Here is a 19,051-nt window from a genome sequence, read left to right on the forward strand (position 1 = left end):
GATTTTAGTCACCATTTCTATAATTCAGATGCGGTTCTCAAACAGAAAAAACCGCCCGAGCTTAAAGGAGCAGGGCGGTTTTTTTGATCTATTAAAAGCAGCGGATATCTTCTTTTGACGGATAGACGGCCCGCTCCCCGCCAATGAGTTTCGGGCGGGTTTTGGCAAGCGTTACATGCGCTTCACCAATGCTTTTTACTTCCGTTCTTACCGGTACGGCGACATGCTTCAGATGCATGCCAATAAAGGTATCTCCAATATCAATCCCTGCATCTGCCTTGATGAATTCCACCATCACCGGATCTTCAAAATGGTGGAAAGCATAGGTTGCCAGAGCTCCGCCCGCCGATCTTGCCGGCACCACACGGACCTCTTCCAGCATGAGCCTGTCGGCCGTTCCCCGCTCGACCACAAGGGCTCGGTTCAAGTGCTCGCAGCATTGGACAGCTACAGCCACCCGGGTTTCTTCTTGAAACATTTTAACTCCATTAAAAAGCGCCTGTGCGACTTCCATTGTCCCTGAAGTGCCTATTCTTCCACCTGTCACTTCACTTGTACTTGCTCCGACTACCAGCAGCTGTCCCGGTTTTAGCGCCGCCTGTTTTTGTAAATCGGATAAGGCATGATAGACCTGCTTCTCTACGTTTTGCAGCTGGTCACTCATTGGTTGAATCTTCCCTTCTTTTAAGGCGCAGATTTTAAGCTCCATCACCTTTTCTTTGCAGCATTTATACTCGCTCGCTGCTTCTCTCCTCATAATCTGAAATTTTGCCCACACGTCTGCCGTGCCTGCCGCCTTCATATTCTGTGGTCAGCCATACTTTGGCAATTTCCAGAGCTAGTCCAGGTCCAATGACCCTCTCACCCATGGCCAGTACATTACTGTCATTATGCAGGCGTGTTGCTTTGGCACTGAACAGGTCATGTACAAGAGCACAGCGGATGCCTTTGACTTTGTTGGCCGTTATACTCATACCTATTCCCGTCCCGCAGATTAATATACCTCGATCTGCCTCATTCCTGGCTACCATTTCAGCCACAGGAATCGCGTAATCCGGATAGTCAACGGAGGTGCTGCATTCGCATCCCGCATCAAACACTTCCATTCCCATTTTCTGCATCATCTCGATGATTTCTTGGCGAAGCTCTACTCCTGCATGGTCTGAACCTATGGCTACTCTCATCTTCTCCTCCTGTAAATTCTGTAGTCTATTCGATTTTAAATCGATTTCCCCTTCGTTTCAACCAGTCGCGGCAGACACCCCGGAGCAAAACGGTTTATATTTTTTCCAGCAGTTTATGGATGAGTGATTCAAGCTCTTCTCTGGTCTGCCTGTAAATCTCGATATCTCCCCCAAACGGATCGGTCACATCAAGCGAAGGAAGCTCCTGTTCCATAGAAGCGATCTTTTCTTTAAATGGAGCAATGGCTCGTTCAAATTCTTCCTGAACTGCCTGTTTGTCTTCACCAGCCTGGTTCCATTTGCTATTATAGAACACCCGTAAGGTTTCGATTTCGGCATACGCCTGATGAAGTTCAGAGAGCCTTTGTTCATAGTCTTCGTTTTGATAAATAAATTCCTTTAGCGTGTAAACCTTGTCCACCACTTCCGGGAACCGATTGCACAACGCATGCTTATGGCTTTCGGTCATTGTCAGAATAAGGTCCGCCCAATCCATCAGTGTCCGGGTCACCGGCTTTGATTCATGGTTGAATGGAATACCTTTTTCAGACATGGCGGTTAAAGCATTTGAACTTGCCCCTGCCCCTTCGGCTGCGAACACTCCCGCTGACCGCACCTGAAGGTTTCCATTGCCGAGATGCCTCAGAAGAGCGGCGGCCATCGGACTTCTGCATGTATTTCCAGTACAGACAAATAGTATATTTTTCATGGGGTTACCACCTCTTATTTTTGAAAGTCTACTTTTAGTATAAAAAAAGATTGGCCTGTACGCCAATCGTTCCTTCATATTTAAAACGGAAACAAAAGCTTGATCCCAAAAGCGAGTAAAATCAGGCCACCCAAAGCCTCACTGTATGAGCCGAGCCACTTTTGCACTTTACGCCCCATCATCAGCCCGCACCAGGTCAGCAGCATGCTCATAAATCCAAACATAAAAATGGTTAGTGCGATTTTGGCTCCATAAATGCCAAGACTTAAACCGACGGAAAAGCTGTCAAGGCTTGCACTTAGTGCAAACAGCAGCAGTCCAAAGCCGACTGGCGTAACAAATGGCTCATTCTCAGGTTTAAAGGAGGAACGGATCATCTGAAAGCCGAGAAGCAGCAGCAGGCATCCGCCGATAATGGCTGCAATTCCTCCAAAGTGAGAGGAAATTTGCTTTCCAAGCAGCAATCCCCCAAGCGGCATGCCCATGTGAAACAACCCGATTACCACACCAATTTTAATGATTTGTTTCATCCTTAACCGGAGCATCCCCATACCCAGTCCGATAGAAAAGGCATCCATCCCGAGAGCAAAAGACATAACCCATAAGGTCAGCCATTCTCCTATGGTCACAACATCCATTTACGTTCCCCCTTAGTCCGCTAGTACAACCTTATGCGCGTCCTACATCAATTAGAATGAGCGTGGAGGGGTTTCTAAAAAAAACAATGGACAATCAAATTTCGACATAAGCAGGGATATGGTTTTTTTTACCGTAAATAACAATAGTAGAAAAACGGAAGAATCGGAGGCGATTTCATGACTGAATACGGGAAGTCGATTCATCCGGCCTCAGCTGACAGAAACAGACAAGCCCGCCGCATGAAAATCACAAAACAAAAGAGCCTGACCTTTACATTTAAAAAGTCGCGGGAAGCCTTTGTTGTGACACAATGGAACGGCGACCTTTCTCCTCCACTGGAATATGTGAAAGAATGGCTGCTTCAAAAAGAACCAGGCGCTCTCATCATGCCAGAGCTGTCCAACTACATGATCCATTGCTTTGAACGGGCATGGCTGGGCGAACCGCTGACCGTTGAAGCAGAGCTTCATGATGTTCCGTTTCTTATATCACTGCATCCTGTTTTTAATGAAGGCAAGGTCTTTGAGGTGAACGGTTTTTGCCTTGACATTAAAGACCGGATGACAGCAGAAAAACAACTGAAAGAAAGCGAGCAGCGGTTTCATTCTCTCATTAACCATACGGTCGATGCCCTGGTTTCCATTGATACACAGGGGAAACTCACTATGGTTAATCCCGCGGCCGAAAAACTGACGGGCTACACAGAGGAAGAACTGCTCGCCATGACTTTTCATCCGCTTCTGCCCAACGACAAAAAGGAAAAATACAATAATGGATTCCATACGTTGCTCCGTGGTCCCTCGCAAACGTTTGAGGTGAAGCTAAAGAAAAAAAGCGGCGAAATTGTTTATGTCAACTTGACGGTTACACCGATCATAGTCAATGACGAAGTGCTTGGCATCTATTGCATTGGAAAGAACATTACCGAACGGATTGCACAGGAAGCAGAACTTAAAGAAACGAAAGAACTGCTCGAGTCCCTGTTTACCCATTCAGCCGATATGATTTCCATTTATGATTTTGATAAGAAAACGATAAAATTGAACCCCGCCTTTGAGGAAACCTTCGGTTGGAAGGAAGAAGAGCTCAAAGACTGTCAAAGTCCAATATTCCCCATTGTTCTGGACAAATATATGCAGGAATCACTGCAAATGATCCAGACTGTCAAAAAAGGGGTTCCAATCAAAGGGCATGAAATGATCTGCCAGCGCAAAGACGGCTCCCTGCTTAATACGAGTGTGACGCTGTTTCCCATATGGGATCAAAATGGCCGGGTACATGCCTACTCGGGTATTTCGCGTGACATTACAGAGAAAAAGCGGCAGGAAAAAGCGCTGCGCGAAAGTGAAGAAAAATACCGGATTATCGCCGAAAATACAATGGATTTAATAACGGTGTCGGATGACCACGGAAAAGTAACTTATAGTTCACCATCCAACAAGGTGATTCTGGGAATAGAGCCTGAAACGTATTACGGAAGATATGCAGGAGAATTTTTGCATCCGGATGACAGGGAACGAATTTATCAGTTGATGCGGGAGATGGTTCAGTCCAGAAAGCCCATTAAATTTGAAGCCCGTTGGAAGCATAATAACGGCGGTTACGTTTTGCTTGAAACAAATGCCACACCGGTCATTAATGAAAAAGATCAGGTAGAGAGCTTCGTAGTCGTGTCCAGGGACCTGACTGAGCGAAAAAAAACAGAGGAAATGCTGAGAAAGTCGGATAAACTGTCCGTCCTCGGCCAGCTGGCTGCAGGGGTGGCACACGAAATTCGCAACCCGCTCACCTCCATTAAAGGATTTTTGCAGCTTTTGGAATCCAAAGCTCAGGACAATAATGAATATTATGAGATTATGCTTTCAGAAATTGACAGGATCAACTCCATTGTCAGTGAATTTATGGTGCTTGCCAAACCGCAGGTCATGAACCTGGTGCCTACCAACCTGACACAGCTGCTGCGCCATGTCATTTCATTGCTGGAAACACAGGCCATTTTAATGAACGTGCAAATTCATTTTCATGCTGAAGAAAACCTGCCCCTGGTCTCATCTGCCGACAGTCAGTTAAAGCAGGTATTCATTAATCTCCTGAAAAACTCCATCGAGGCCATGCCTGAAGGCGGTAATATTTATATTTCTGTGAGGCAGCAAGCAGAGCTATTGAGCGTATCGTTTACTGATGAAGGATGCGGGATACCCAAGGAATTGCTGCCTACTCTTGGTGAACCCTTTTACACAACTAAGGAAAAGGGGACAGGCCTCGGGCTGATGGTGTGCTACAAAATTATCGAGAACCACGGCGGAACGATTCAGGTAGCGAGCGAAGTTGGCCAAGGCAGCACCTTTACCGTTATCCTTCCTATCCTCTGTGAACCAGCCTGACGGCTGGTTCGGGTTTCCGTGGAAATCCACAACAAAAAGCAGGGCAATCCGCCCTGCTTTTTTTCATTCCTTGATTATTTTTCCACCGGCCGATTTTTCAAGACGGTTCATAATGGCTGTTCCCACGCCTTTTTTCGGAAAGACCTCACTGAAAATAATCTCGGCCTCACTCTCGTTAAAGGCGCGCAATGCATCATAAAGATGATGCGCCACACTTTCAAGCGCGTCACGGGACCCACAAGGCAAGACCGTATCCGCCTGATAAAGGTGTGTGTGCTCATCACAGGATAATACACCTGTTTTTTTGCCTTTTGCTTTTTCTTTATCCACAAGCTGCTGAATAAATGCCGGTGTTCCATCCACCAGGTAAAGCGGGGCATTTGGTGCATAGTGTGTGTATTTCATTCCCGGTGACTTTGGAACCGATGTATCAGGAGAAACAAGACCCGGATCCATGATAATTTCACCGGCCACTTCTTCAAGCTGCTCTTTGGTCACTCCTCCAGGCCGCAGAATCGTCAGTTTTTCGGATGTACAGTCCACCACCGTGGATTCCACTCCCACACCGGTTGGGCCGCCATCCAAAATTCCGGCGATTCTGCCCTTCAAGTCTTCATAAACATGCTGGGCGGTTGTTGGCGATGGTCTTCCCGAAATATTGGCGCTTGGAGCAGCGAGCGGCAGCCCGCTTTCACTGATCAGCTCCAACGCCACAGGATGATCAGGCATCCTTATCCCCACCGTTGACAGCCCTGCCGTCACACGCTTGGAAACATTATCTCCTTTCGGTAAAACAAGGGTTAACGGCCCCGGCCAAAAGGCGTCCATCAGCATTTGGGCCCGCTTTGGAATATGAGCTGCCAGGCCTTCCAGCTGGTTTAAACTTGAGATATGAACAATAAGTGGGTTGTCGCTCGGCCTGCCCTTCGCCGCAAAAATCTTTTCAATCGCTTCATCGCTCTCCGCATTTCCCCCGAGTCCATACACGGTTTCCGTAGGAAAAGCAATGACTTCATTGTTTTTTATCCACAGGGAAGCTTGTATAATTTGTGGATGGCCTGTAAGCGAATCGCTTTCTTTATCCACAGACCATATGTTTGTAGTAAACTCCTTCATTCCGACTATCCTTTCAAACCGCCGTTTTCCTTTTTCACAGCCTTTCACGCCGATTATCCACAAGTTATACACAAAAGGCGTTTTATTGTGCATAAATTGTGGATAATTAATTTTCCTGCAAACTGCAATACAGCAGGATCACATCCTTTTCGGCTGTTTTTTTATAGTGGGCGGTGTTTTCTACATGAGCAGGAACCTTTTCTGCCGGCACTGGCCGAAATGACAAGGGCTCAAAAAGATGAACGGCCTTTGTCAACAAATAAAGTGTCTCGACTCCTTTTTCCTTACAGTATAGCAAAATCCGCTGGATCAATCGCAAAAATATCTGTTCATTGGAATATTCCTTCTTTAAAACAAACGATCGGAGCAGACCATCCTTTTCCACTCGTTCCAATCCTACAGTCCCAATGGTCTCGCCTTTATCATTCTCCACCACAAGGTAGTTTTTAATCCCTTCCCTCATTCCATCTGTGCCCAAACCCGCCTGCTTAACCAGATCTCCGAGACTTCCTGCTTCATGGGGCATTGCCGCTCTCAAACGAATGGTCATGGCGCTCACTCTCCTCTAGTATTTTGTTAAAAAGTCTATGAAACAACCATGAAAGTTATGCAGGGCTTTTAAGAGAACAGACTGCCAATCTTATTGGCCACAGAGGTAAAGACTTCTCCCAGAAAAAATTTCACTTCCACTTTTTCTTCTTTTGGTTCTTGAACAGCCGGCGTGTCTTGCTCTGCTCCTGAAGCGACTTCCTTTACTCCCTTTTGATCGGTTTTAACTGCATCCCCATTTTCAAAATCCAGGAAGCACAGAGGAGGGAAAAGCACACACCACCAATTAGCTCCCTTGCCTTTGCCAAGCGTGATCAGAAGAGCTTCATATTTGCCCGCAGGGTAGATATAGTTGCCGTACATTTTGGTTGGAAAAGCAACTTCTTTATTGAATTGTACTTTATAAGGAATATCAAGGCCAGCTTCACGCAAGTAGGTCTCCACAACTCGCCGTACCTCTGGCAAATGCTTATTAATCACTTTTTCTGCCTGATCATGTGATTCGAGACCGCCCACCCACGTGGTAATCTGCTCATTCACTTTGTCCCTGATCTTTCTTTTTAACGCCTGATCCTTTTCGGCATCACTGTTGGCCAGAATGCGAAGACGGATGGCATCACTCGGTATTTTAACCGACTCATTCATGGTCGCGTTTGCCACCTTCGTCTGGGTTTCAAAAAACAGCACCATCGCAATCAGCGATAGGAATAATAACGTCATAATTGATTTTTTCGAACGTTTCATGATCAAGCTCCCCTTTCGTTTTCTATCCTCAGTGTGGACCGGGCGGGGAGAAAACATACTACTAAACTATCAAACAAATCCCGAAAAAAAGTGACAAATAACGGGATATGGATGTCACAAATTTCTTAAACATATCAAAAAGGTCACATAATTACTTTTCTTAAAGACCTGGTCTGCTATAGTAAAGACATCCCTATCACCCCCTTTTTCATGTAGATGATGAAAACGTAAGAGCCTCCCGCTAAGCGGGAGGCTCTTACTGTTGCCTTTAAACAAGGACCGGGCTGACTTGATTCAATTCGCTCTTTAAAAATTTGGCAAGCTCGAGCATGCCATATTTTCCTGCTGCCGATTCAGCATCCGAATTATAGTTGGTATTCGTATTGATGTCATACGTATAAATCGTACCATCAGCGTCTTTAATAAATTCAATACCGGCCACTTGGATGTTGTTATCTTCCAGTACCTGTTCATAGTTATCAATAATGCTTTCCGCGAAATCCTGTTGAATCTGAAACTTTGGTTTCGCTGGAGCTTCTTCTCCAACCGGGCAGAACAAGTCCCCAATCTGGCAGGCATCAGCCGGACAGAGTTCAAATCCTTCAGACGTATCCACCCGTACCGCATATACAAACTTTCCGCCGACAAACTCACATCGAGTGATGTAGGATTCAGGTGACTCAATATATTGCTGAATAAGCGTAATGCCATCAACCGGCTCTTCAAAATCCGGCCCAAGTACATAATCCTTCAATCCCTGATAGGAATGAAAAAGCTGTACACCGAGTCCTTTTCCTGCCCGGTTGTGCTTCGTAATGAACGGCTGTCCGCTGAAGTGTTCTGCCGCCTGCAGAATCTGTTCCTTGCCTGCAGCTGCAATGGTTTTTGGAGTTTTTACCCCGTGTGCTTCCAATTCAAGATACTGTGCCACTTTGCTGACCTCCAGCTGCAGGGCACGGCTGCCATTCAGTACTTTTCTGCCGTGGCGCTCGAGCCATGCAATCACACTGGCAGCAAGTTCAGGAGCGTAACGGTGTCCCCGTGTATGGGAGGAAGCACTCATACGGCTGTAAAAAATTCCTTCCGGAGGCGTTTCGGACAGGTTAACTGTGCCCTGATCGAGATGCCATGTTTCGTATGGTACTTCTAACTCTTCCAGTCGCTTAATCAAGTGATTGGTCCATTCATCGTTTTCGTGGATGATGTATACTTTTTTCAATTTCAACTCTCCTTTTCTCCTCTAGTTTAACGCCTTTTCCTGGTTGTATTTTTCCACTAACGGCATGACCTGCTTTGAAAATCGTTCCATTTCCTCCAGCTGTGGTGAGAACTGAAGAAGCAAAAGTCCAAGGCCTGCTTCCTCGTATTCAACAATTCGCTTTGCGATTTGCTCAGGCGTTCCAATCAGGTTCGGGCGCAGACCCCGGTTGGAAACAGAATAATCCTGCAGCTGAATCTGCTGCTCAAGCTGGGACTTACTTGTGAAATCCTTAAAGCCTGCATAGCCGCTCGTTTCTTTCACATCCGTGATTCGCTCGAGCTCTGCCTGTGCTTCTTCCTCGGTATCCCTGCAGATGACGTAAGCTGCCATTCCAAACGAAGACAACGCCTCTTTTCCCGTCTGGGCTCTGCGGTTTTTCATATCTGAAATCTTGGTTCGGATCTCTTCAACAGTACCCCCATGCATGACATAGGCATCACAGGAAGAAGAGATAACCTGTTTTCCACGTTCACTTTCACCGCCGGCATAAAGAACAGGATTTGGCCGTTGTACCGGTTTAGGCGACAGCTTCGTATTCGCAAGCTCATAGTACTTCCCATTATAATTAAAGGTTTCTTCCGTCCAGAGTCCTTTTAGAACATCGATGAACTCCTGTGTTCGTTCATAGCGCTCATCATGGGCGGTAAAGACGCCGCCATACTGCTTCGCCTCTTCTTCCCACCAGGCAGAAACCACATTCAGCGTGAATCTTCCGCCGCTGATCTGATCGATGTTGGCAGCCATTTTAGCAGTTACCGCCGGGTTATGGAAACCGGGGCGCACCGCGGTCATAATTTCAATCTTTTCTGTAACCGCAGCGAGACCAGCCGCCGTCGTCCATGCTTCTAAAGCGTCCTGCTCAGGCCCTTTTATATCATTCAAATAAAGCTCCGCAATCAGTGTGGTATCGTATCCCCACTTTTCCGCCGACTGAATCACTTGTTTTGCATAATCAAACGTCGGAGGCATGTTTTCGTCTTCCACGTTTCTAAGCCAGCCGCCGAATATGGGTAACCAAAATCCAAATCTCATCTCTTTCTCTCCTCTGCTTTATGAAAAAACACAAAAAAACTTCTTCTTAGATAAGAAGAAGTTTTCCGCCGCTTCAATCTTATCTTTCAGGATATTCCTGCTGGATTTAGCACCTTCAATTGGGTTGCCGGGTTTCATAGGGCCAGTCCCTCCACCACTCTGGATAAGATTTATTTAATTAAAGTAATCCTACAACAAAAGTAGGACTTTCGTCAATCATTTGAAAACCCAATTTCAGCAATCACCATGCGTTCCTTTTGGCTGATGTCCCGCACAATAACCACATCCGCCCCTGGAAAGGTAATCCGCATCATTTCTGCTACCGTCTGTCCCTGGTCGTGGCCGACTTCAAAAGCAACAATCGCTTTTGGCATCAGCACCTGAGGCAATTCTTCCATAAACCTTCTGTAGAAAACATAACCGTCCTTGCCGCCACTGAGCGCCCGCATCGGTTCTTGATCCTTCACAATCGTTTCAAGTTCCTCTATTTCCCAGTCGGGAATGTAAGGAGGATTGGAGACCACAATGGCCGCCCTCTCGCCTTTTTCAATCCATGGCTGCAGGAGATCACCATGAAGAAAACGGACGTCCGCGCCCAAACGCCGGCTGTTTTCCTTTGCCACTTCAATCGATTCTTCAGCGATATCCACTGATGACACAGAGAGAGTCGGATTTTCCAACGCCAAAGTGATCGCTATCGCACCGCTGCCAGTCCCGACATCAACAGTCTGAATCTCCTTTTGGTCCCGGAACCGTGTTTTTGCACGCTCAAGCACCTCATATACGAGTTCTTCGGTTTCAGGCCTCGGAATCAAGACTTCCCGGTTTACGAAGAACCTGCGTCCATAAAATTCCTCATAGCCCGTAATATACTGGACGGGTACGCCTTCACCATGTTTTTTTACCGCTGCTTCAAATGATGCTTGCTGAGCTTCTGTCAGGGTGTCGTTCAATCCCATCAGCAGCTCTGTTCTGCTTAGATCACCGAGCACGTGGCGCAGCAGCAGTTCTCCCGCTTCCGGTTCACGTTCCTTTTCTTTTAAAAAAGATGAAGCCCAGTTCAGGGCTTCATGCCGTTTCCTGTTTTCCATTTTACGCTTCCGTCTGAGCCTTCATCATGCTGGTCTGGTCTTCTGTAATGAGAGCATCAATAAATTCATCCAGCTTGCCGAGCAAGATCTGGTCGAGTTTTTGAAGAGTCAGTCCGATTCGGTGGTCGGTTACACGGTTTTGCGGGAAATTGTACGTGCGGATTCGTTCTGAACGGTCTCCCGTTCCCACGGCAGACTTACGGTTTTCATCGTATTCCTTTTGTTTTTCCTGCTGTATTTTATCATAAACACGGGCTCGAAGAACCTTCATTGCTTTTTCTTTATTCTTAATCTGTGATTTCTCATCCTGACAGGACACAACAGTTCCTGTTGGAATATGTGTAAGGCGAACGGCGGATTGAGTTGTGTTAACAGACTGTCCCCCTGGTCCGCTTGAAGTAAAGGTATCCACACGGACATCCTTTTCGTGGATCTCCACTTCCACTTCTTCTGCCTCTGGCAGAACGGCTACCGTGGCTGTGGATGTATGGATGCGCCCGCCGGATTCCGTGGCTGGAACACGCTGTACACGGTGTGCGCCATTTTCGTATTTCAGCTTGGAAAAGGCACCATCTCCATTCACCATGAAAATGATCTCTTTATAGCCGCCGAGCTCCGTATAGCTTGCTTCAATTACTTCTGTTTTCCAACCCTGCATTTCCGCATACCGGCTGTACATTTTATAAAGATCACCGGCAAACAGTGCAGCTTCATCCCCACCGGCTGCCCCACGTACTTCAACGATAACGTTTTTGTCATCGTTCGGGTCTTTTGGAAGCAGCAAAATCTTCAGCTGCTGGGTGTATTCTTCAATTTTTTCTTCCAGTTCGGAAATCTCTTCTTTCACCATTGCCGTCATTTCGGCATCCAGCTTGTCTTCAAGCATCACTTTAGCTTCATCCAAGCCTTCCTTGGCCTCTTTATACTCGCGGTACACCGCTACCGTTTCCTGAAGAGAAGATTGTTCCTTGGAATATTCTCTTAATTTATTTGTATCATTAATGACCTCAGGGTCGCTTAAAAGCTCATTTAGCTTATCGTATCGCGCTTCTATCGTTTCTAAACGTTCTATCACGCTTTTCACCTCATTTTAATGGCATAACATTCTAATTATAATACAGGGGGATGAAGCAGTCAAAAGGCTTCGGGGTCCGTTTTGTGGCAAATAAAAAACCCGGGGCTGTTCTGCTTATCCCGGGAATGATTGCAATCGTTTCTTCATGGAGGACCTGACGCCTTCTGCAAGCTCATCGAGCTCTGACAGAAGCATTACTCCTTCTCTATTTTCCTTGTCTTGATATAAAATTCTGTTCACAAACCCGACAGAAATGCCGTGCGCATTTTTTTCTTGCAGCACCAGGTTATCCCCCGGATTGACCGTGCCTTCTTCAAGCACGCGCATGTAATAACCCGAATATCCGGTGTCCTGGATCCACTTCACCATGAATGGCTGATTCAGTTTTGCCGCAACTTTAAAACACGGCTGACGGGGCTGGCAAACCTGGACAACTGCCTCTCCCAGCTTAAAGATATCCCCGATGAATACCTGGTCTTCAGTCAATCCTTTAACGGTAAGGTTTTCACCAAAGGTGGGGATTGAAAGAGAAATGCCCAGTCCCTTTTCCCAATACGGGTAATGGTCATGCGAGTAGACACAAACCGCTTTTTCCGGACCGCCATGATGAACGGTATCCGCTTGAACATCACCTTCAAAATTCAGTCTGGACAGATAGAGCGGTTTTTGCACCTTCTCTTTATTGATAGCTGAGGGTACTCCTTTCCCCTGCCATTCAATCGTGCCTGCTTTTCCGGTATTTAATGCGACCAGTGTCCCTTCCACCTATGTACACCTCGTTTTTCCTTTTATCGTACTCTATAGAGGTGCGCATGGTAAATCTTTTTAATACATGGATGTATGATTTTTTAGCGCTTCATAATCGAGACGCTGCTGATTCATGCGGATCGCCTTTGTCAGCTCTTCAATCACAACTTTTTCATCCGTTATGATATTAAAAACAAAGGGTATGGTAGCAAAGTGGCCAAAGAACTGGGTACAGCCTTTATGCCGAATATCATGTTGCGTATCCGTGACAGGATTCACTTTCACAATAAAGTTCCCCATGGATTCATAGATGGGATCCAGTGGCTTTTCGTTTAACTTTTTAATCAGTGTGGTGATTGGTACACACGGTTCGTTCCAATCTGCTCCGTTTGATAGAATATCCAACATTTTCTACACCTCTCTACTATCAATGTTCGACAGGATTCAAAGGTTCTTGATGGTACTGGAGCGAATGCAAATGATAAAAGAGGATACCCATGACTCATAGAGAAAAACCTTTATGAATAAGATTAAATGAAACCGATAGGGAATACTATAGCAGAACAGAAAGGGGATGGCCCATGAACTATTGTATCATTGGCGGAGATGCGGCCGGCATGAGTGCAGCCATGCAGATTGTCAGGAATGATCCGGAGGCGAGAATCACAGTATTTGAAAAGGGAGGCATTTATTCCTACGGGCAATGCGGACTTCCCTATGTTGTCAGCGGGCTGATACCGTCTTCGGAATTACTGATTGCCCGTGATGTAGCCACCTTCAGAGAAAAGTATGGAATGGATGCGAGAACCTTCCATGAAGTGGTTGGCGTTGATCCGAAAGAAAAGATGATTTACGGCGTACATACAAAAACAAAAGAAGAGTTCACCTTCTCCTATGACAAGCTTCTTATCGCGACAGGAGTCAGCCCTGTTTTGCCGCAGTGGGAGGGCAGACATCTGCCAGGAGTCCATGTCGTGAAGACCATTCCAGATGTAGAAGGAATGATCAAAGACCTGGACGCCTCTATTCAGGACGTGACCATTATCGGTGGGGGTTATATTGGCCTTGAAATGGCTGAGAATTTAAAATTTCTCGGCAAAAAAGTCAGGATTATTCAACGGGGAAATCAGCTTGGCTCAATATTTGATCCCGACATGGCCCAACTGATTTTGGAAGAAGCAAAGAAACATGACATTGAGGTTTGCCTGAATGAGGAAGTTCAGCGCTTAAAAGGAGACGACCGCGTTCAATTCGTCAAAACAGACAAGCGTGACTATCCGACGGACATGGTGATCGTGGCGGCCGGCGTGAAACCCAATGTTTCCATGATTCAGAACACAGAGGTCCGGCTTCATGAAAGCGGGGCTATCCACGTGAATCGGTATATGGAAACCAACGTAAAGGATATCTATGCCGCGGGAGACTGCGCAAGCCATTACCACCTGATCAAAGAAATCGACGACCACCTCCCGCTTGGCACGACCGCAAACAAACAGGGCCGGATTGCCGGCCTGAACATGGCGGGAAAACGAAAAACGTTCAAAGGAATTATCGGCTCTTCCATCATAAAATTTATGGATCTGTCGCTTGGCAAAACCGGCATCTCTGTAAAAGAGGCAGAAAAGCTCCGTTTTCCAGTCGATACTGTCACCACACACGCTAAAGATATTGCCGGCTATTTTCCCGGTGTCGAACCGCTGCAAGTAAAACTGGTATTTGATGCAAACAACCAGAGAATACTAGGCGGACAATTTATCGGAAAACATGGTGTGGATAAAAGGGTGGATGTACTGGCCACTGCGATTTATCACAGAATGGACCTCCATGAGCTGGAAGACTTGGATCTTTGTTATGCACCCCCATATAACGGGGTCTGGGATCCGATTCAGCAGGCAGCAAGAAGGGCAAAAAAATAAAAAACGGCAAAAGCTGGGCAAGCGCTTCGGTGTTTGCCGTTTTTCTATAAGTAATACTTTATATTATAAAATGATGCTTAATGTTCCTGTTCAACGGCTGTCAATTTTAACAGAAAATTTATAGCGCGGCACTGCCCGTTCGACAGCAGTAAAAATATCGCGGCGCATTTTCGCCTTTTTTCGGGATGACATGCTCGCAGGAACATTCACATGAATATGAGCGTAGTTTCCATTGATTGTAACCATTTGTGGATTTCTGCCTGTTTTGCTGATCACAGCCTCGCGAATCTTATCCTGGTCATCTGAAATATCAAACCGGGCCGTGTTCATTTTTTGATAATCATTTGGGTTTTTGTTCGTTTCTGAACTGTAATTGAAACGGGGGTTATTTTTAGTCGCATGGTAATTGACAATGCCATGCCCCCAAATGTTGTCTTTTATGTTTTTATTCGATTCATTGGCTGTAGGCTCAAAATGATCTTTGGAAACGGGAGAACAGGCACTGAGCAATATGGATAGAATGATAAAAAATCCCGTCTTTTTCATTGAAAACACCTCCCTATAGGAATAGGGTTTGTGATATCCAGCAAAACATACAGACAAAAAAAGGATGGCTCTCACAGAAGGGGAAACCACCCTCCAGAGAACCATCCAGTTCTTATTCGGACTGCTCAGCGAAGCTTGTGAGCAGGCTATTTGGCTTTCCCGGGACTTCATGACAATGACGGCAGCGAGGCTCGTACGATTCCGAAGCACCCACTAGAATAACGGGATCATCATAAGAAGCGGGCTTTCCATTAATAAGCCTTTGTGTACGGCTCGCCGGAGATCCGCATACCATACAGATCGCCTGCAGCTTTGTCACCGTTTCAGCAAGTGCCATCAGTTTGGGCATGGGACCAAATGGTTCGCCTCTGAAATCCTGGTCAAGACCGGCAACAATCACCCGAATGCCATGGTCTGCCAATTCCTGGACAACAGAAATCACATCTTCATCAAAGAATTGAATTTCATCAATGGCTACTACTTCCGTGTCAGGAGAAACATTTTTCAGAATATCGACAGACTTTTCCACAGGCTGGGCAATAACAGCTGTGCCGTTATGGGAAACGACCGACTCTTCACTGTAACGGTTGTCAATCTGCGGCTTGAACACCTGTACTTCAAGCTTTCCATATTTCGCCCGGCGAACCCTGCGAATCAGTTCTTCGGATTTCCCCGAAAACATGCTCCCGCAAATGACTTCAACCCAGCCATTATGCTTCATTACATACATGTTCGTTCTCCTTCCCATGTTCTTTTATTAATACTTTCTGCATATCATTTACCTATATTATGTACGTTAATTCGTACCTGCAACACCTGAAAACCAGGCGGGATTTCGCGTAAATTCACAAAAAAAAGGAGCAAGAAGTTCTCTTGCCCCTTACAACTTGCAGCATATTACTTAAGATTGTATTTCTTTTTGAAACGGTCAACACGTCCGCCAACATCTGTAAACTTCTGACGTCCAGTATAGAATGGGTGTGTATCGGAACTAACATCCACTTTAATTACAGGATAAGTATTTCCATCTTCCCATTCAATGGTTTCGCTAGAAGACATTGTAGAGCCGGACAAGAACTTGTAACCGCTGCTTGCATCCATAAATACAACTTTTTTATAGTCAGGATGTAAATTTGGCTTCATTCGTTCTCAACTCCTTCTGCCCTGAATCCTGTGAATCCAGAGTTAAAATAAGCACATAGCAGTAGTATAACAGGGTGCCGGTTGTTTTGCAACCGCAATTTCCTTATATTCTTCAGGAATTCGACAAGGATTTCACGCGCTTGTTCGTGCCTGATTTTTCAGCTTCAAACATATCGAAAAATTCTTCATTGTTGGTTGTCTTTCGTAAACGCTTCATAAAGGTGTCTACGAAGTCATAGGAATCATCCATCGTCTTACGGATCGCCCACAAGGATTCAAGGTGATCCTTTTGAATAAGCATCTCTTCTTTTCGTGTTCCTGACCGGCGGATATCGATGGCAGGGAAAATACGGCGTTCAGCCAGTTTCCTGTCCAGATGCAGCTCCATGTTGCCTGTCCCTTTAAATTCTTCATAAATGACGTCATCCATACGAGAGCCAGTCTCAATCAGCGCTGTCGCCAAAATGGTCAGACTGCCGCCCTCTTCAATGTTACGGGCCGCTCCAAAAAAGCGTTTTGGACGGTGAAAGGCTGCCGGATCAATCCCTCCGGACAATGTACGCCCGCTCGGCGGAATCACCAGGTTGTACGCACGAGCCAGACGGGTAATACTATCCAAAAGGATAACCACATCTTTTTTATGTTCAACCAGGCGCATGGCCCGCTCAAGTACAAGCTCTGCGACTTTGATGTGGTTTTCAGGCACCTCATCAAACGTGGAGCTGACCACATCTCCTTTAACGGAGCGTTCTATGTCGGTTACTTCTTCCGGACGTTCATCAATAAGCAATACGATAAGTTCTGTATCCGGGTGATTGGTGGAGATACTGTGCGCAACTTCTTTCAGCAGGCTTGTTTTCCCTGCTTTAGGAGGAGCCACAATCAATCCACGCTGACCAAAGCCAACAGGGGCAATCATATCCATAATGCGGGTAGAAAGATTGGTGCGTCCGGTTTCAAGCACCATTTTCTTTTCGGGATACAGCGCTGTCAATGCAGGGAAATGCACACGTTCCTTTGCCGTATCTGGATCCTCACCGTTTACCGCTTCAACCTGAAGCAAGCCATAATATCTTTCATTTTCCTTTGGGGGACGGACTTTTCCGGATACTTTATCCCCGTTTCTTAAATCAAAACGGCGGATCTGGGAAGCAGAAATGTAGATATCCTGAGAGCTTGGCGAGTAGTTGATCGGGCGCAGAAAGCCAAATCCTTCGTTAGGAATGACTTCCAGAATCCCTTCCATAAATGAATAGCCATCCTGCTCAGCCTGTGCTTTTAGAATGGAAAACATCAATTCCCTTTTTGTCAATTTTCCATAATACGGTACTTTATATTGTCGTGCTAATTCATATAGTTCTTTTAATTTCTTTGTTTCTAATTCAGATAATATTAAACCCATTTTGACACCACACTTTATTCTATTTTCTCAATCGTTTATTTCCTGTTTTGATCGTTTAATTGAAAGAACAGGGCAACAGAAATGAAGGGTTGGAAGGAAACATTTTGAAGTAATAACCGAAAGTGGATAATTAAAATCTATGATAAATAACAATACTTCATATTTTAACCACAAATACTGACTTTAATCAAGTCCAATAAAGAAGAACACCGTAAAAAAGCAAAAATGCCGGACGCTTTCCTCTGCACAGCTTTATAGTAGTTGTGCAGAGGCTGCAAAAGCGCCGACGTTTTTTGCAATGTCTATGGTTTTATGACAAGGTCTGGTTTCTTTTTGAGACTGTGTCTGCCATCAATAAAGCGGACAGTACCCGATTTTGCACGCATAACAACAGAATGTGTTGTTCCGACGGTTCCCTTAAACTGGACGCCTTTCAAAAGCTCTCCGTCAGTTACACCCGTTGCAGCAAAAATCGCATCATCGCCCTTTACGAGGTCTTCCATTCGGAGTACCTTATCAATATCGGTAATCCCCATTTTTCGGCATCGCTCCAGCTCCGCTTCATCCTGCGGCAGCAATTTACCCTGAAGTTCTCCACCAAGGCATTTAAGCGCTACAGCAGCGATAACTCCTTCAGGCGCTCCTCCGGAACCGAATAAAATATCCACACCTGTTCCTTCAAAAGCGGTATTGATGGCCGCGGCCACATCGCCGTCTGAAATCAGCTTGATCCTTGCTCCCGCTTCTCTGATTTCCTGAATGACTTTTTCATGCCGTGGACGGTTTAGAACGATGGCTACCAAATCCTCAACATCCTTATTACGGGCTTTCGCCACCGCTCTCAGGTTGTCGATGGTTGGGGCATTGATGTCAATCATTCCCACAGCTTCAGGACCCACTGCAATCTTATCCATATACATATCCGGTGCATGCAGAAGGTTTCCATGGTCTGCTACAGCCAAAACAGCCAGCGCATTCCAGGTACCGGAAGCCACAATGTTAGTTCCTTCCAGCGGGTCAACGGCCACATCCACACGCGGGCCATAACCGGTACCTAGTTTTTCACCGATATACAGCATTGGAGCTTCATCCATTTCTCCCTCTCCAATAACAACCGTTCCCTTCATAGGGACTGTATCAAAAACATCCCGCATGGCTGTTGTTGCTGCATCATCTGCCTCATCCTTGACACCCCGGCCCATCCATCGGGCGGAAGCCAGTGCAGCAGCTTCTGTTACACGTACTAGTTCCATTGATAAACTACGTTCCATTGTAAAATTATCCCCCTTGTTAAACGCTTACAGTAATGTGAAAAGATGAAATGAACGGTCAGAGACGAACGGCATTGGAGCTCTTGAACCTCAACACGCGTTTTGTGTTGGGTGAAAGAGCGAAATGACCGAGTCTCTGTTCACTGGAGCTGGACAGTGAAATGCTGAGATGGCCGTTCTATAGCGAGAAGTGTTGGAGCTCTTGAACACAAATACGCTTTTTGTATTTTGTGAGAGAGTAA

20 protein-coding genes and 1 riboswitch are annotated in these 19,051 nt (G+C 45.9%); of the genes, 2 read left to right on the plus strand and 18 right to left on the minus strand.

Features of this window, described 5'->3' with window-relative positions; genetic code table 11:
- Positions 1-91: 91 nt before the first annotated feature.
- The 4 genes from BLT53_RS24005 to BLT53_RS24020 all read right to left on the minus strand — a co-directional run bounded on the left by BLT53_RS24005 (position 92) and on the right by BLT53_RS24020 (position 2,531).
- Positions 92-664 carry a TIGR01440 family protein gene (locus BLT53_RS24005; RefSeq protein ID WP_090239828.1) on the minus strand — a complete coding sequence of 191 codons (573 nt, stop codon included), beginning with the start codon at positions 662-664 and terminating at the stop codon, positions 92-94.
- 64 nt (positions 665-728) lie between these two features.
- Positions 729-1,184 (minus strand): ribose 5-phosphate isomerase B, encoded by a 456-nt coding sequence (rpiB, locus tag BLT53_RS24010; RefSeq protein ID WP_090239773.1) that lies wholly within the window; start codon positions 1,182-1,184, stop codon positions 729-731.
- 94 nt (positions 1,185-1,278) lie between these two features.
- Positions 1,279-1,893, minus strand: a complete 615-nt coding sequence (locus BLT53_RS24015; RefSeq protein ID WP_170834489.1) for a low molecular weight protein arginine phosphatase — start codon at positions 1,891-1,893, stop codon at positions 1,279-1,281.
- A gap of 80 nt (positions 1,894-1,973) precedes the next feature.
- A complete protein-coding gene (locus BLT53_RS24020; protein WP_090239777.1) occupies positions 1,974-2,531 on the minus strand; it encodes a manganese efflux pump MntP in 558 nt (185 codons plus the stop codon).
- 177 nt (positions 2,532-2,708) lie between these two features.
- On the opposite strand from BLT53_RS24020, the gene BLT53_RS24025 reads away from it, so the two are divergent.
- On the plus strand, positions 2,709-4,916 hold the full coding sequence (locus BLT53_RS24025; RefSeq protein WP_090239779.1) for a PAS domain S-box protein: 2,208 nt from the start codon (positions 2,709-2,711) through the stop codon (positions 4,914-4,916).
- A 63-nt stretch (positions 4,917-4,979) separates the two neighbouring features.
- Here BLT53_RS24025 and BLT53_RS24030 read toward each other — a convergent pair whose 3' ends face one another.
- The 9 genes from BLT53_RS24030 to BLT53_RS24070 all read right to left on the minus strand — a co-directional run bounded on the left by BLT53_RS24030 (position 4,980) and on the right by BLT53_RS24070 (position 12,939).
- A complete protein-coding gene (locus tag BLT53_RS24030; RefSeq protein ID WP_090239830.1) occupies positions 4,980-6,032 on the minus strand; it encodes an L-threonylcarbamoyladenylate synthase in 1,053 nt (350 codons plus the stop codon).
- Between the two features lie 106 nt (positions 6,033-6,138).
- Positions 6,139-6,582: a GNAT family N-acetyltransferase gene (locus BLT53_RS24035; RefSeq protein ID WP_090239782.1), complete on the minus strand. Its 444-nt coding sequence runs from the start codon at positions 6,580-6,582 to the stop codon at positions 6,139-6,141.
- A gap of 68 nt (positions 6,583-6,650) precedes the next feature.
- Entirely contained in the window at positions 6,651-7,325 is a 675-nt protein-coding gene (gene spoIIR, locus BLT53_RS24040) for a stage II sporulation protein R (RefSeq protein ID WP_090239784.1), read from the minus strand.
- A 268-nt stretch (positions 7,326-7,593) separates the two neighbouring features.
- Positions 7,594-8,544 carry an ATP-grasp domain-containing protein gene (locus tag BLT53_RS24045; RefSeq protein ID WP_090239833.1) on the minus strand — a complete coding sequence of 317 codons (951 nt, stop codon included), beginning with the start codon at positions 8,542-8,544 and terminating at the stop codon, positions 7,594-7,596.
- Between the two features lie 21 nt (positions 8,545-8,565).
- Positions 8,566-9,618: an LLM class flavin-dependent oxidoreductase gene (locus BLT53_RS24050; RefSeq protein ID WP_090239787.1), complete on the minus strand. Its 1,053-nt coding sequence runs from the start codon at positions 9,616-9,618 to the stop codon at positions 8,566-8,568.
- Positions 9,619-9,694: 76 nt separating this feature from the next.
- Positions 9,695-9,788: riboswitch (SAM riboswitch) on the minus strand.
- A 42-nt stretch (positions 9,789-9,830) separates the two neighbouring features.
- The gene (gene prmC, locus BLT53_RS24055; RefSeq protein ID WP_090239790.1) at positions 9,831-10,709 is read right to left on the minus strand and encodes a peptide chain release factor N(5)-glutamine methyltransferase; all 879 of its coding nucleotides are present in this window, start codon (positions 10,707-10,709) and stop codon (positions 9,831-9,833) included.
- Between the two features lies 1 nt (position 10,710).
- Entirely contained in the window at positions 10,711-11,784 is a 1,074-nt protein-coding gene (prfA, locus tag BLT53_RS24060) for a peptide chain release factor 1 (RefSeq protein ID WP_139168464.1), read from the minus strand.
- A 114-nt stretch (positions 11,785-11,898) separates the two neighbouring features.
- The gene (locus BLT53_RS24065) at positions 11,899-12,549 is read right to left on the minus strand and encodes an MOSC domain-containing protein (RefSeq protein ID WP_090239795.1); all 651 of its coding nucleotides are present in this window, start codon (positions 12,547-12,549) and stop codon (positions 11,899-11,901) included.
- Positions 12,550-12,609: 60 nt separating this feature from the next.
- Complete coding sequence (locus tag BLT53_RS24070) at positions 12,610-12,939, minus strand: hypothetical protein (protein WP_090239798.1); 330 nt, start codon at positions 12,937-12,939, stop codon at positions 12,610-12,612.
- A gap of 173 nt (positions 12,940-13,112) precedes the next feature.
- Between BLT53_RS24070 and BLT53_RS24075 the strand changes: the two genes are divergently transcribed.
- Positions 13,113-14,447: an FAD-dependent oxidoreductase gene (locus BLT53_RS24075; RefSeq protein WP_090239802.1), complete on the plus strand. Its 1,335-nt coding sequence runs from the start codon at positions 13,113-13,115 to the stop codon at positions 14,445-14,447.
- Positions 14,448-14,537: 90 nt separating this feature from the next.
- Here the strand turns inward: BLT53_RS24075 and BLT53_RS24080 are convergent, their stop codons facing one another.
- The 5 genes from BLT53_RS24080 to glpX all read right to left on the minus strand — a co-directional run bounded on the left by BLT53_RS24080 (position 14,538) and on the right by glpX (position 18,809).
- The gene (locus BLT53_RS24080; protein WP_090239805.1) at positions 14,538-14,993 is read right to left on the minus strand and encodes a hypothetical protein; all 456 of its coding nucleotides are present in this window, start codon (positions 14,991-14,993) and stop codon (positions 14,538-14,540) included.
- A gap of 112 nt (positions 14,994-15,105) precedes the next feature.
- Complete coding sequence (locus BLT53_RS24085) at positions 15,106-15,723, minus strand: thymidine kinase (RefSeq protein ID WP_090239808.1); 618 nt, start codon at positions 15,721-15,723, stop codon at positions 15,106-15,108.
- Between the two features lie 167 nt (positions 15,724-15,890).
- A complete protein-coding gene (locus tag BLT53_RS24090) occupies positions 15,891-16,136 on the minus strand; it encodes a type B 50S ribosomal protein L31 (protein WP_090239811.1) in 246 nt (81 codons plus the stop codon).
- 112 nt (positions 16,137-16,248) lie between these two features.
- On the minus strand, positions 16,249-17,538 hold the full coding sequence (gene rho, locus BLT53_RS24095; protein WP_090239813.1) for a transcription termination factor Rho: 1,290 nt from the start codon (positions 17,536-17,538) through the stop codon (positions 16,249-16,251).
- 302 nt (positions 17,539-17,840) lie between these two features.
- Complete coding sequence (glpX, locus tag BLT53_RS24100) at positions 17,841-18,809, minus strand: class II fructose-bisphosphatase (RefSeq protein ID WP_061973448.1); 969 nt, start codon at positions 18,807-18,809, stop codon at positions 17,841-17,843.
- Positions 18,810-19,051 lie beyond the last annotated feature (242 nt).

This window comes from Fictibacillus solisalsi, assembly GCF_900103485.1.
Classification (GTDB): domain Bacteria; phylum Bacillota; class Bacilli; order Bacillales; family Fictibacillaceae; genus Fictibacillus_C; species Fictibacillus_C solisalsi.